11 protein-coding genes and 1 pseudogene are annotated in these 12,373 nt (G+C 64.1%); 3 read left to right on the forward strand and 9 right to left on the reverse strand.

What is annotated here, in order from left to right; translation table 11 throughout:
* Window positions 1-238 precede the first annotated feature (238 nt).
* Both MCHLDSM_RS19490 and MCHLDSM_RS19495 read left to right on the forward strand, forming a co-directional pair.
* On the forward strand, window positions 239-1,672 hold the full coding sequence (locus MCHLDSM_RS19490; RefSeq protein WP_048471608.1) for an FAD-dependent oxidoreductase: 1,434 nt from the start codon (window positions 239-241) through the stop codon (window positions 1,670-1,672).
* Between the two features lie 105 nt (window positions 1,673-1,777).
* Window positions 1,778-2,524, forward strand: coding sequence for an alpha/beta fold hydrolase (locus tag MCHLDSM_RS19495; RefSeq protein ID WP_048471609.1), 747 nt, complete (start codon window positions 1,778-1,780; stop codon window positions 2,522-2,524).
* Here the strand turns inward: MCHLDSM_RS19495 and MCHLDSM_RS35390 are convergent.
* From MCHLDSM_RS35390 to MCHLDSM_RS19530, 9 genes and pseudogenes are all read right to left on the reverse strand, one after another.
* A complete protein-coding gene (locus MCHLDSM_RS35390) occupies window positions 2,521-3,618 on the reverse strand; it encodes a site-specific integrase (RefSeq protein WP_234714119.1) in 1,098 nt (365 codons plus the stop codon). The two genes, MCHLDSM_RS19495 and MCHLDSM_RS35390, sit on opposite strands and share 4 nt — an antisense overlap.
* 491 nt (window positions 3,619-4,109) lie before the next feature.
* Window positions 4,110-4,445 (reverse strand): helix-turn-helix domain-containing protein, encoded by a 336-nt coding sequence (locus MCHLDSM_RS36385; RefSeq protein ID WP_006244713.1) that lies wholly within the window; start codon window positions 4,443-4,445, stop codon window positions 4,110-4,112.
* Entirely contained in the window at window positions 4,442-5,524 is a 1,083-nt protein-coding gene (locus tag MCHLDSM_RS19505) for a tyrosine-type recombinase/integrase (RefSeq protein WP_048471610.1), read from the reverse strand. Before MCHLDSM_RS19505 ends, MCHLDSM_RS36385 begins: the two co-directional genes overlap by 4 nt.
* Before the next feature lie 288 nt (window positions 5,525-5,812).
* Window positions 5,813-6,037, reverse strand: a complete 225-nt coding sequence (locus MCHLDSM_RS35070; RefSeq protein ID WP_131722660.1) for a hypothetical protein — start codon at window positions 6,035-6,037, stop codon at window positions 5,813-5,815.
* 31 nt (window positions 6,038-6,068) lie between these two features.
* Window positions 6,069-6,332 carry a hypothetical protein gene (locus MCHLDSM_RS35075; protein ID WP_060937718.1) on the reverse strand — a complete coding sequence of 88 codons (264 nt, stop codon included), beginning with the start codon at window positions 6,330-6,332 and terminating at the stop codon, window positions 6,069-6,071.
* 258 nt (window positions 6,333-6,590) lie between these two features.
* The gene (locus tag MCHLDSM_RS19515) at window positions 6,591-9,677 is read right to left on the reverse strand and encodes an MMPL/RND family transporter (RefSeq protein ID WP_174546021.1); all 3,087 of its coding nucleotides are present in this window, start codon (window positions 9,675-9,677) and stop codon (window positions 6,591-6,593) included.
* Between the two features lie 115 nt (window positions 9,678-9,792).
* A pseudogene (locus MCHLDSM_RS19520) lies at window positions 9,793-10,238 on the reverse strand (DUF6188 family protein).
* Between the two features lie 61 nt (window positions 10,239-10,299).
* The gene (locus MCHLDSM_RS19525; protein WP_014805558.1) at window positions 10,300-10,971 is read right to left on the reverse strand and encodes a TetR/AcrR family transcriptional regulator; all 672 of its coding nucleotides are present in this window, start codon (window positions 10,969-10,971) and stop codon (window positions 10,300-10,302) included.
* The gene (locus tag MCHLDSM_RS19530; protein WP_048471611.1) at window positions 10,968-11,423 is read right to left on the reverse strand and encodes a PaaI family thioesterase; all 456 of its coding nucleotides are present in this window, start codon (window positions 11,421-11,423) and stop codon (window positions 10,968-10,970) included. Before MCHLDSM_RS19530 ends, MCHLDSM_RS19525 begins: the two co-directional genes overlap by 4 nt.
* A 117-nt stretch (window positions 11,424-11,540) precedes the next feature.
* Here MCHLDSM_RS19530 and MCHLDSM_RS19535 point away from each other — a divergent pair, with 117 nt between their 5' ends.
* The gene (locus MCHLDSM_RS19535; protein ID WP_014805556.1) at window positions 11,541-12,242 is read left to right on the forward strand and encodes a TetR/AcrR family transcriptional regulator; all 702 of its coding nucleotides are present in this window, start codon (window positions 11,541-11,543) and stop codon (window positions 12,240-12,242) included.
* Window positions 12,243-12,373 lie beyond the last annotated feature (131 nt).

Consider the following 12,373-nt stretch of genomic DNA (forward strand, 5'->3'; position numbering starts at 1 on the left):
GACCGCTGTGGGTTCAGGATTTCTGAAGGGTCAGATCGACGAACTCAGGGCAGAACTTCGCTTCGGAGCATACGCGGGCCGTGCGCCGAGTTATTGCACACGCTCAGCACATCAGCGCCACGTAAAGAACCCGGTCAGCTGAGCTTATTCTCCGAAATTGCAGTGGATCGCCTGCTACCTTTTCCTGAATTGCTGGTTCTGCTGACGAACCTGCGACGGCGAGAATTGGGGGTTCGCCATGTCTGTATTGGGTGAACGCGCGGTCGTTCTGGGCGCGAGCATGAGCGGACTGCTCGCGGCCAGAGTGCTCTCTGACTTCTACCGGACGGTTACGGTCGTCGAGCGTGATGTGTTGTCCGACGAACCGGAGAGCCGGCGGGGTGTGCCGCAGGGACGCCATGGCCATGTGTTGCTCGCGCGCGGTGCGCAGACTGTGGGTGAGCTGTTCCCAGGGATTCTTGATGAGCTGGTCGCCGACGGCGCTCCCGTTTGGGATGACGCCGAATATTGCCGGCTGTACCTCTCCTTCGGTGGGCACTTAATGCCGCGATCCGGCAAGGCAGCCGTCGATGATCCCAAAGCAAACGCGCTTTATCAGCCGAGCAGGCCGCTTCTGGAGTGCCATGTCCGGCGGCGGCTGCAGGCCATTGAAAACGTCACGATCGTCGACGGCCAGGACGTGGCTGGCCTGACATCGACGGCAGATCGCAAGCGCGTCACCGGTGTTCGGGTGGTCGATCGCGGCGGCGGGTCCGAACAGGAGCTGACCGCGGATCTTGTGGTCGACGCGATGGGCCGCGCTGCCCATACACCGGCCTTTCTGGAAGGCCTCGGGTATGGGCGACCGGCTGAGGACCACGTCGTCGTGCACACCACTTACGTCAGCCAACTGCTGCGGATCCCGCCGGGCACCCTCAAGGAGATGCTGACCCTCGTTGGCGCCGCTCCTGGTCGGCCAACGGGGATGTTTCTGTTCGGCTATGAGAACGACACCTGGATGTTCACGGTATTCGGGATGGTCGGACACCAACCGCCCCGCGATTTGGCCGGCATGCTGTCCTTCGCCCAGGACTTCGCCCCGGCACACGTTTTGGCGGCAGTGCAGGCGGGTGAGCCAGTGGCACCTGTGGTGCAACACCGGCTGCCTTCCAGCCAGTGGCGACGCTACGACAAGATGCGGCGATTTCCCGAAGGTCTGCTCGTCACGGGTGATGCGATGTGTAGCTTCAATCCGGTCTACGGCCAAGGTATGTCGGTAGCGGCGATGGACGCTCTGGCACTGCAGGAGTCATTGCGCCGCGGCGTCACCGGCCTGTCGCGACGCTACTTTCGGGCTGCGGCGAAGTCGATCGGGGTGGCCTGGGGACTCGCGGCTGGTCCTGACCTGGCATTCCCAGAGGTCGAAGGACGACGAACGCCTGCGATGCGGCTTACCAACCGGTTTGCGGACTGGGTGCTGACCGCCTGCGAGACGGACCCCGTGGTGCATGCCCAGTTCACTAGGGTCACTGGCCTGGTCGAGCCGCCTTCGCACTTATTCGATCCGTCGTTCATTTACCGGGTTGCGACCGTCAATCGGCGTCGCCGGCAACGTGGTTCGCAGCCTCAGCCAGCTGGCGTGGCGCGCATAGCGGACGGCCATACGCCTTTACCCGAGACCTTGTCGGAGTAATCACCAAGAAACCGAACCTGCGGCGTTCATCATTCGCGCCGTAGCGATCACCCACAGGCGGCCGAACGGCCTCTCTCGCCGTTGCGCCGTGCCACACTGTCGACCATGACGGTGGTTCTGGTGCACGGCAATCCGGAGACTGACGCAATCTGGGGCCCTCTGGTCGACGCTCTCGGACGCGACGATGTGATGCGCTTGTCGCCGCCGGGATTCGGTGCCCCGCTGCCCGACGACTTCTCCGCGACGTACCTTGCCTACCGTGACTGGCTCGAAGATGAGCTTGAGCGCATCGACGAACCGGTCGACCTCGTCGGGCACGACTGGGGCGGCGGCCATGTGATTAACGTGGTCATGCATCGACCCGGCCTCGTGCGCAGCTGGGCCAGCGACTGCGTCGGATTGTTCGACCCCGACTACGTCTGGCACGACCTCGCTCAGGTATGGCAGACGCCCGGCGACGGCGAGCAGCACGTCGACACCATGCTTGGCGGCACCGTCGAGGACCGCGCCGCCCAGATGACCGCGTTAGGCATACCTGCGGACATCGCGACGTCGATCGCCGCAGCGCAGGGTCCGGAGATGGGTCGGGCGATCCTGTCCTTGTACCGCTCGGCGCGGCAACCCGCGATGGCCGAAGCTGGCCGCGCGCTGGAGTCTGCCGCGGCTCGACCGGGACTTTCACTGCTAGCCACCGAGGATCCATACATCGGCTCCGACGACATCCGGCGTCGCGCGGCTGAACGAGCCGGTGCCCACACGGAGGTGCTCAGTGGGCTGGGGCACTGGTGGATGGTGCAGGACCCGGCTCGCGGCGCGGCGGCCCTTACTGACTTCTGGAAAACGCTCGACTAAGTAGATGCGGGTGCGTGATCGGCATAAAGGATCTGGCGCGCTGCCTCGGAGTAGCGGATGGCTGTGTGGTGGGAGATTCCGAATACCGCGGCCAAGTGGAGGGGGTCCGGGCCGCGGTTGAGGGCTTCCTCGAGTTGTCGGTCGACGCGGAGTCGATCGAGCGTTGCGCTGAGACCGGCGAAGAGCTGGATGATGGTGTAGTCGCTGACCGGGCGGGTGTCGTTGGCTGTCTGACCGGTCACCAAAAGGTGCGGGTTGGCCGTGTTGGGCCATGTTTGGCGGCGAAAGTCTAAGTAGGTGAGCAGGGTTCGGTGGGTCAGCTCCTCAACGCGTCGGGTGTGCCCGCCGATGGTGATGCGCCGCGCACCAATATCGATGTCGTCGAGACGGATCACTCGAATGTCTGCCGGGCGCGCCGCATGGACCGCGGCAAGCACCAACGCGATTCGGTGTTGTGGCGTGGTGGCCGCGGCGACCGCCCCGCGGTAGGCGTCTTCGTCGATGGGAAGCAGGACCGATAGCTCTACGCGTCCAGGTCGCAGTTGGGCGGTGGGATTGACAAAGATCCGCTTTTCCCGTTTGAGGAACTTGAACAGCGATCGTAAGACAACCAGGGCCTGACTGCGCGCACTCGCGGGGAGCGACTCGACTGCCGAGAGTACGTCGTGTGATGTGATCTCACGTAGATGGTCATGGTCAGCCGACCACTGCCGCAATATCGGCGCGACGACGCGGCAGTATTCACTGGCGGTTCCGGCTTTCCGGGGTTTCGATCGTGGTGATCCGTTGCGCAGCCGGGCAAGCCAGTCCAGGGCATCGCGACGAATCGCGGGATCAACGTCGGCGAGGCGACGCTGCCAGTTGATCTCGATGGTGTCGACTCGATCGTCAAGGAGTAGCCCGGCTTCATCCAGCACGGCGGCAAGGCGGGTCACGCTGATACGAAGGTGGGTCGTCAGGGCCCCCAATTCGGAGTGCGGCACGAGTTCGTCTGGCGGTCGGCACGCCAGGGCGACGATCAGCCCGCGCCCGACGTCATACCGCAGGCGTGACGACCATCCATAGGCTCCCGCAACCCGATCGGCGGTGCGCATCGCCCGCGCGATGTGCGGTTGCCGCAGTGCCTCCTCAAACCACTCGCTGAACGGTGGGCGCTCGAATTTGGCTAGATCCCGGCGGGTTTCGAAAAGCCGATACTGACCGAGGCCTTCTGCTGGTTCGAACGCCTTCGGCGGAGTTAAGGTACGTCGTAGGCGCTTCTGTGGTCGATGCTCCGCTGGCAGGCGGTAGCGTAGGGCTCGGAGCATGTCGGCGAAGAACAGCTGGTGACCGTCGAGCGTGCCGAGAATCGGTATGAGGGAGTCGCCATGGCCAGGGCGGGCGCGACGGCTGGCCTCGGTCCAACACAGACGGCAGAATCCCTTGCTGCAGTGAAGGATTCGCCTGCATGCCCCGCATTGTTGGCGCGTGTCGGCGTGGTTTCGATTGAACCCCCAGCAGGCTGCACAGCGTGGGTTCCACCGCAATGGTCCCCACGCGAGGCAGTCGATGCAGCTGCCGATGCGCATTCGCTGCGGGGCTCGAGTCATGCGGGAGGAAGGCTGCGGCCGCGGGGTGCGCGCGGCCGGACGGCCGGCGGTTGTTTCGCTTCATCGCCGACGGCGGACGCATCGACAGACGTCGCCGGGGCGGCCGGGGCAACGGTGTCGTGTTCACGAAGGAGCAACTCTTCGGGCCCACAGTCAAGGACGGAGCAGATCACCTCGAGTTCGTCGAGTTTGATGCTGTGCGGCTGACCCGACCACAGCCCAGACATCTTGCCTGCACTGATCACCAGTCCCCGTTCACCGAGCAGGCGTTGAAATTCGCTTGCTTTCCATATTCCGCGGTTGGCCGCGGCCAAACGGAGGTTCCACCTCATGGGAGGAGTCCTTCCAGACGACGGGCTGCCCTGTGTTGGCCTTGAATCCATGCGTCTTCGATGTGCTCGCGGTGCACGTGCACGTACCGCATAGTGGTTGCGACCCACTCGTGCCCAAGCACCTCCTGGATGGCCAGAAGATCCATTCCGGACCGATATAGCTGCGAGGCGCAGTAGTGCCGCAGCACGTGCGGCGTGAGGCGTCCCTGCCACTGAGGAAGGTGCCGCTGCACCGCTTCTCCGAGCGCCGCGCGCAGCGGCTCGCGCGAGATGCGCCCGTTGATGCCGTCGGCGTTGCGGCGTTCGGACGGGAACAGCGGTGCTCCGGGCTGATCCCACCCGTCACCGAAATGGGCCCAGACGTCCTCGACGAACCACCGCAGGGTTCGATCGGCACCGTTGATCAACGGAACCAGACGCTGCTTGGGGCCTCGCCCTCGCGAGCCTTTGCCGTAACGAACGTGCAGCTTGCCGAACCGGCCCAGATGCCATTTGATGTCATCGAGATCCAGACAGCGACACTCGTTGATCCGCACCCCAATTCGGGCCATCAGTTGCGCTGCAGCGAAGCTTCTGGCCATCGGCGCGAACTTGCGGCACGTGCGCAGATCATCACGCCAAGCGGCAAACAGGGCATCGACCTCAGCCTCGGTCGGCGGCACCCGGATCGCGATCGTCGGAGTCCCACGCGGCTTGTTGACCTCGTCGATCGGGCACTCAATGGCCCGCCCGGTGATGTTGTAGATCTCGACCTTGTGGCGCAACTCCAGATATTCAAAGAAGATCGACAGCGTGCCGGCCTTGCCGTGGCGGGTTGCCGGCGCTGCACTGCGTAACACTTTGCCGAAGTACTCGTCGGCGTGTCGTGGTTCCATCTCCCACAACGGTGTACTGAGCCACTCCCGGATCTGTTCCAGGTCGATGAGGTCTTGGCTAATAGTCGCATCGGCCATCCCCGCAGCCGCGCGCGCCAGCACGAACCCGGCCATGACGTCGGTCTCGAACTCGGCAAGCTCCTCAGGCGTGGTCGGCGGCCGAGCGCCACGAAGGTCATGCACCGGGGCCATCGCGCGCGCCATGCACGTCCCCCTCACTTCAGCCAATCTCGCGGAACGTCATCCTATACGATATAGCTTCAGTAATCATGAAACTTCATCAGAATGAAGTAGTTCTGGCAAGAGGACCAGCTTGCGGCTGATCAGGGCAGATAGTGACGACTCAGCGTCCAGCGAAGAGCCCGACGAACCCAGGGCAACTTACATAAGGGGGTAGCGGCNTAGTTCTGGCAAGAGGACCAGCTTGCGGCTGATCAGGGCAGATAGTGACGACTCAGCGTCCAGCGAAGAGCCCGACGAACCCAGGGCAACTTACATAAGCGGATACCAGCCGGTGCGGCGATCGTTGTTGAACAACGCGTCCTTGATCGCCCGTGACGATTCGCCATTTTCGAAGCCGACGACGTGACGATAGCGGCGACCGGCGGTCACAGCGGCAATGACGGGATCCAGACAGTTGCCTCTGGCATGGATGGAGCACATCCGCGTGCCGCCGATCTGAGGAAGCGTTCCCGCCGAGAGCATTTCGTCGGCCAACGAGTAGGCGGCAGTGTGTAGACGTTGGGGCTCAGTTGAGTCCTGGAGGGACCTCGACGCCTTCGCCGCTGGCGGTGGTCTTGCGCTGTGAGCGGCCCACCTGGATGAAGCGAATGTGGTAGCGGCGCAACGCGGGAAGGACGATCTCCTCCACGTCGCGGATCGTTTGCTCGAACTCTCCCCCGGTGTCGGCCGAGATGACGATGAGGTCTCGTAGGTCGAAGTCGCGGCTCGACGGGTCGGTGAGCCACCGGAGCAATATGGCCGTGGAGTCGACGCCCATCCCGTAACTCATCACAACTGTTGACCTACAGTCTGTTTCGGCTATGCCGGGGAGCTGGTCGTTGCCCGCATTCATTGGGATTCGCTCGTTTCGCTGGTTCCGAAGTGTTGCCTATAGTTTACCGGCCGTAAACTATAGGCAACAGGTCAAACCCGAGGAAGGAATCCCAAATGACCACCACCACCTAGGAGCACGGAGTCCTGGCCCCGGCTGCCGGCGCGGTGGTAATCGCGGCGCCGATCATTAGAGCGAGGGTGGCCAAGATCCTTGTCATGGGTGTGCTTCCGCCGGGTTCGAAGGGAGGAGTGGTTGTTGTCGTGTGGGTCGCTGGGGCCACCAGCTGGCTTCGCGTAGGAGTGTGGCGATCGCGGGCACGGTGAGGGTACGTACGACGAAGGTGTCGAGTAGCAGCCCGGCGCCGATGATGAGGCCGGCTTGAATCATGATGGCGACGGAGCCGACCATGAGGCCGAACATGCTGGCGGCGAAGATCAGGCCCGCGGAGGTGATGACGGCGCCGGTGTTGGCGACGGTGCGCAGGACGCCGACACGGATGTTACCGCCGGATTCTTCGCGCAGTCGTGAGACGAGCAGCATGTTGTAGTCGGCGCCGACGGCGACGAGGATGATGAATGCCAATAGTGGTACGGGCCAGGCGATTTCTTGGCCGAATCCCCATTGGAAGACCAGGACGCCGATGCCGAGGGAGGCCAGGTAGTTGAGTAGGACGGTGCCGAGCAGGTAGAGCGGCGCCAGCAGCGCGCGCAGGAGCAGGACCAGGATGAGGCCGACGATGAGGGTGGTGGCGATGGCCAGTTGCGCGAAGTCAGCCCAGAGGAGTCGTTGGATGTCGGAGTTCACGGCGGGGAACCCGGCGACGGAGACAGTGGCTTCTGCCAGTGAGGTGTTGGGTCGTGCGGTGTTGGCGGTATGGGTGATTTGGTTGGCGAGGTCCATGGCTTCGACGCTGTAGGGGTCGTAGCTGGTTTCGATCATGAAGCGCGCGGTCTTGCCGTCGGGTGCGAGGAATTGTTTGGCGACGTCGGTGAACTGTCTGTTCTCGAAGGCGTTGGCGGGTAGGTAGAACCCGCTTGCTGAGTCGGAGTCGGTGGCCGCGCGTGCGGAGTTTTGCAATTGGGTGGCGATTTGGCTCATGCCGGAGAGCATTTCGATGTTGCTGTCGGCGAGGGTGCGCACACCGGTCGCGAGCGCTTGGGCGCCGGAGGCGAGTTGGCCGATTCCGTCTTGGAGGCGGTCGAGGTTGGCGGCGAGGTCGTCGGGGTTGCCGAGGGCGCCGAACGCCTTGTCCAGCGCGGCGACCGCGTTTTCGACGTTGGTGAGGGTGCCGGTGACGGTGGCGTTGGTGGCGGGGTTGTAGCGGTCGCCGAGGGCGGCGATCTGGTCGAAGAATCCGCCGTCACGCAGGGTGGTCAGGATTCGTACTTGGTCGCGGATTTGGGCGCATTGCGGTGTGGTCGCACACCATGGCGAGGTGTTGAGGGCGCCGACGAGCGGGTCGAGCATGGTGATCGCGTTCGCTGCTTGCTCGGCCAGCGGTCGCAGGCCGGGGCCGGATTGGATGGCTTGATCGGCGGCCGGGGCGGTGGCCGAAAGCTGTTGCAGTAGTGGACGGAACTGGTTGATTTGGGTGCCTGCTGATTGTGCTTGGTCGAGAATTCCGGCGAGAGGGGTCAGGGCGGTGCGCACCGTGGTGTCGAGTTGGGCCAGCCCGCCGGCGAGTTGATCGGCGCCGTCGGTGAGTTTGGCGAGATCGCCTTTGCGGGCGTTGCCCTCGGCGACGGCGCCGGCCATTTTGTCTCCGATCTGACCGTTCTGCCAGGCCAGTTCCGCTTGGTCGAGGCGTTCCCCGGTAGGGCGGGTGACTCCGGAAACCTTGGTGACGCCGCTGACTTGGGAGACGCGGGAGGCCATTTCGTCGAGGTCGGCGAGTCCTTTGCCGGTGCGCATGTCGGTAGGGTTTTCGACGACCAGGAATTGGGTGATGACGATGTCTTTGCGGAAGTGGCGGTCCAGCAGCTGGTAGCCCTGGTTGCTCGCGGTGCTGGCTGGTTGACCTTTGCGGTCGTCGTAGCTGATTTTGATGGTTGCCGCGACCGCGGACAGTGCGAGCAAGATGACCAGGCTGACGATCAGTAGCGGCACGGGGCGACGGACCACGGCCACGGCGACGCTGTTCCAGTAGCGGCGGGTGCGATCGGATTTAGGTTCCCCGATGCCGCGTTTGGCGGCGATCGCCAGTACTGGCGGGAGCAGGGTGACGGTGGCCAGGAAGCCGAACAGGACGGCGATGGCGCACGCCGGGCCGAGGGCGGCGAAGACGCTGAGTCGGGCAAAGACCATGGCGAGGAAGGCGAAGGCCACGGTCGCGGCGGAGGCGAGGATGACGCGTCCGATGCTGGCGGTGGCGTGGATGATGGCCTGGTCGGGGGGCACCTGCGCGCGGCGCTGTTCGTGGTAGCGGCTGATCAGGAACACAGTGTAGTCGGTGCCCGCGCCGAGCAGGATCGCGGTCATGAACGCAACCGTGAACTGGGAGACGGGCATGCCCATCTGGCCCAGCGCGGAGAGCACACCGCGTCCGACGGCCAGGCTCAACCCGATCACCAGCAGGGGCAGCAACGCGGTGAACACCGATCGGTAGACGATCAGCAGGATCAGCGCGATAATGCCGACGGTAGCGATCGAGATCAGCAGCAGATCATGCTCGGCGGAGGCGATCATGTCGCTGAACGTCGCTGGCGGACCGGTGACCTGCGCGGTGACCGTTGATCCGGCAAATACTTCTGCGGCGATGCTGCGCACCGCCTTCACCGACGCGGCGGCGGTGGGGTCTCCCAATGTGCCAGTCACCCCTACCGGCAAGTACCAGGCGCTGCGGTCGGGGCTGAGGGCTTGTGCTTCGGTGACCGGATCGGCCAGCAGGTCTTGAACCAGCAGGACGTGGTCGTGTTCGGCCTGCAGCCGGGCGACGAGTTCGTCGTAGCGCTGCCGTGCTGCCGGCGTCAGACCGTTGGGGTCTTCCATAGCCACAAAGAGCAGGGTCTTCGACCCTTCTTCGCTGAAGGCGGTGCTCATGCGTTCCACCGTCTGCAGGGAGGGCGCATCGCGGGGAATGAGGTCCACTGACTGCTGTCGCACCACGGTTTCCAATTGCGGAAACAGCAACGCTAACACCACGGCCGCGCCCAGCCAGGCCCCGATAACCAGCGCTTTGCGCCGCAGGGTGAATCGAGCCAGCGCAGCCAACCGGGCGCTGTACTCGCGGTTGTCCGCCGGGTCACCAGAGTCGTTACCGCGGCGCTGAGTTTGCGAGGCGGGGCCGGGGGAATCAGTCATGCCGTCGGTCACCGAACCTCCATGAGTCAACGATACTGTTAGTATCGCTACGCTACATCATGTAGCACAAAGGCGGACCTGGTGCGTCGGACACCAACTCGCCCGAAAAGGCGGCCTACCGCGGGTTGACGATGTTGGCGTTGTCGTCCTCAGGCACGTCGTGGCGCACCACGCGGACCCGGCCGTGGGGTAGGCACGCCATGTAGCCGTGACGTTTGCCGTACAGCTCCCACGCGGTCTGCTCAGCGTCGGGATCAACGTCGATGCGGTGTCCACGTGAAAAGCTCAGGTGCAGTCCCCCTCGTCGTCGGACCAGGCCCGGGTGCAGACCGCGCCAGCCAAATTGAGCAAGGGCCGCTCGTACACCGAGATTCGCAAAGGGTCGATGAGGACGGCCTCGACGGGAAATCGGTCGACAGCGGGCAGGGTCAGCGTCAGGGGGCGCGAGATGACGATTTCGTTGTAGTCATCGAGGTCCAGAACCAAGCCGTCACGCACAGAGACGCGTTGTACGACGCAGTCTTCGATCCATTGGGTGTACTTAGCCGTCTCCTTCGACACATCGGTGAGCCACTTCCCCAATATTACTACCGATGGTATCGCTGCGATACTAACAGTATCGTTAGGGTGTAATGCTGCCCGCATTCGCCCGGTAGACGACTCGTCGGGTGGCCCGATCGATGCGGTCGCGGGTTTCGGCCGCGGACACGCGGTCGCTGATGAAGGCAACCAGGTTGGCCAGCCAGATGTCGGCGACGATTCCGGCGACCTGCAGATCAGCCGGGCTGGGCTCACCGCCGGCGAGGGTGCGGGCCAGCAGCGTTTCGATCGCCGCAGCGGCGCGGTCGAGTTCAGCGGCGGCGCGGGTATCGGCCATCACGAAGGCCCGTGTCATCGCGTCGGTCAACAGCGGGTCACGCTGCCAGCGGTCGTGCAGGTGCTCGGTGAGCCGGTCCAGTCGCTGCTGCGGGGTGGAGGCACCGGTGGCCCAGTCACCGGAGGCGTCAAGGCGCTGAAACTCTCGGATCAGCGCCGCCACCAGCAGGTGGGTTTTCGCGGGAAAATAGCGGTAGAGGGTGCCCACGGCGATACCGACCCGCTCGGCAACTGTCCGCATGTGGACCGCGTCGTAGCCGCCGGTGGCAGCAACAGCGAGCGCGGCATCCATAATCGCTTCCCGGCGACGTGCTGAGGCACGTGACCGCAGCCCCCCAGCTGTATTGGCCTGGCCGGCAAGCGAATCCCCCTGAGTCTGTCCGGTTGTGCCGCCCACCCGCGCACTGACGACAGTCATGATGGCTGGTCGTTGTCGTCGCTGTGGCGCGAAAACTGCTCAAGAAGCTTACCGAATCCGCTGATATCGCCGTGAGCGACGAAATGCGCGGTGTCGACCACGACGAACACCGCATTCGCGGTGAACCGAGTAACGCCTTTCTGAATCCCCGTCGCCGCGACATGCAGCGCTCGTCCCTCCCGGGCGGTGATATGCGCGGTGATGCGGTGAGGCTGGTGCAGCGGCACCGGCTGCAAATACTCCACCGTCAGAGCACGCGTGACCGCCGGTGTGCCGGCGATCCACAGGGTGAAGCCCAGCACGTCATCGCATGCCGCCGCCACCGCCCCGCCGTGAGCCAAACCCGGCGCCCCGATGTGGCGCTCATCGAACGTCACATCGGCATACACCACGTCGGCGCTGCGATAGACCTCCAAACCCAGCCCGTGCGGATTGTTCGGGCCGCACCCCATGCACGTCGGGGTGTGAGAAGGCAGCCGTTGTGACGGCGCCGCGTGTTCTGCCACTAACCACTCCCAGTACTATCGGTCTCGCTGCAATACTCTTAGTACCACAACTGTTAGAGTGTCATGCACGAACATCGCCCGACATTCAATCGCCGAGGTGAACCCGTGAGCGACAGAGGCCAACCAGCGCCACCCCCCGATGACGCCATCGACCCACGAAGAATTCGGTCACGCAATCGGCTACTGGATGCTGCGGCAGCACTTCTGAGCACAGGCGGGGTCGAAGCCGTCACCATCGATGCGGTCACCAAGGCATCCAAGGTGGCCCGCACCACGCTGTATCGGCATTTCCAGAGTTCATCGCACCTGCTTGCCGCCACGTTCGAGCGACTCCTTCCGCAGGTCACCACACCGGCGCCGACCAGCGGCTCCCTGCGCGATCAACTCATCGAATTGCTCAGCCGCCAAGCCACCCTCTTCAACGACGCACCGCTGCACGTCACCACCCTGGCTTGGCTCTCACTCGGACCTACCGGCGCCAAAGACGACACCGACGACCGCCACGCCGCCGGAGCACTGCGGGCCCGTGTCGTCGACCAATACCGACAGCCCTTCGACGCGCTACTGCACAGCGATGAAGCCCGAGCCGAACTCAACGACTTCGACCTCGAACTGGCACTGTGTCAACTCGTCGGCCCACTCGCCTTCGCCCGCATGACCGGAATTCGCACCATCACCTCCGATGACTGCGCCAGCATCGTCGACGACTTCCTCGCCGCCCATCGCCGATCCGTCGAACCGCCGAACCTGGTCGAAGTGATCTGAACCACCTATTGAGCGACGGGGCGAACACCGAGGGTCTGCTACCTGGGGCAGAAGCGTCAGTCGGAAGCCCCAGAGTCGTGTCCCAGACCGCGAGCAACGAGGACACCCAAAGACCAGGTGACTCCCGCCCG

It is taken from the genome of Mycolicibacterium chlorophenolicum (genome assembly GCF_001044235.1).
GTDB lineage: Bacteria > Actinomycetota > Actinomycetes > Mycobacteriales > Mycobacteriaceae > Mycobacterium > Mycobacterium chlorophenolicum.

Excerpts from the sequence above, each read along its gene's own strand:
- MCHLDSM_RS19515 (WP_174546021.1), bottom strand. The coding sequence starts at position 9,677 with ATGACTGATTCCCCCGGCCCCGCCTCGCAAACTCAGCGCCGCGGTAAC.
- MCHLDSM_RS19505 (WP_048471610.1), bottom strand. The coding sequence starts at position 5,524 with ATGGCGCGCGCGATGGCCCCGGTGCATGACCTTCGTGGCGCTCGGCCG.
- MCHLDSM_RS19490 (WP_048471608.1), top strand. The coding sequence starts at position 239 with ATGTCTGTATTGGGTGAACGCGCGGTCGTTCTGGGCGCGAGCATGAGC.
- MCHLDSM_RS19525 (WP_014805558.1), bottom strand. The coding sequence starts at position 10,971 with ATGACTGTCGTCAGTGCGCGGGTGGGCGGCACAACCGGACAGACTCAG.
- MCHLDSM_RS36385 (WP_006244713.1), bottom strand. The coding sequence starts at position 4,445 with ATGAGGTGGAACCTCCGTTTGGCCGCGGCCAACCGCGGAATATGGAAA.
- MCHLDSM_RS35390 (WP_234714119.1), bottom strand. The coding sequence starts at position 3,618 with ATGCGCACCGCCGATCGGGTTGCGGGAGCCTATGGATGGTCGTCACGC.
- MCHLDSM_RS19535 (WP_014805556.1), top strand. The coding sequence starts at position 11,541 with ATGCACGAACATCGCCCGACATTCAATCGCCGAGGTGAACCCGTGAGC.
- MCHLDSM_RS35075 (WP_060937718.1), bottom strand. The coding sequence starts at position 6,332 with ATGAGTTACGGGATGGGCGTCGACTCCACGGCCATATTGCTCCGGTGG.
- MCHLDSM_RS19495 (WP_048471609.1), top strand. The coding sequence starts at position 1,778 with ATGACGGTGGTTCTGGTGCACGGCAATCCGGAGACTGACGCAATCTGG.
- MCHLDSM_RS19530 (WP_048471611.1), bottom strand. The coding sequence starts at position 11,423 with ATGGGGTGCGGCCCGAACAATCCGCACGGGCTGGGTTTGGAGGTCTAT.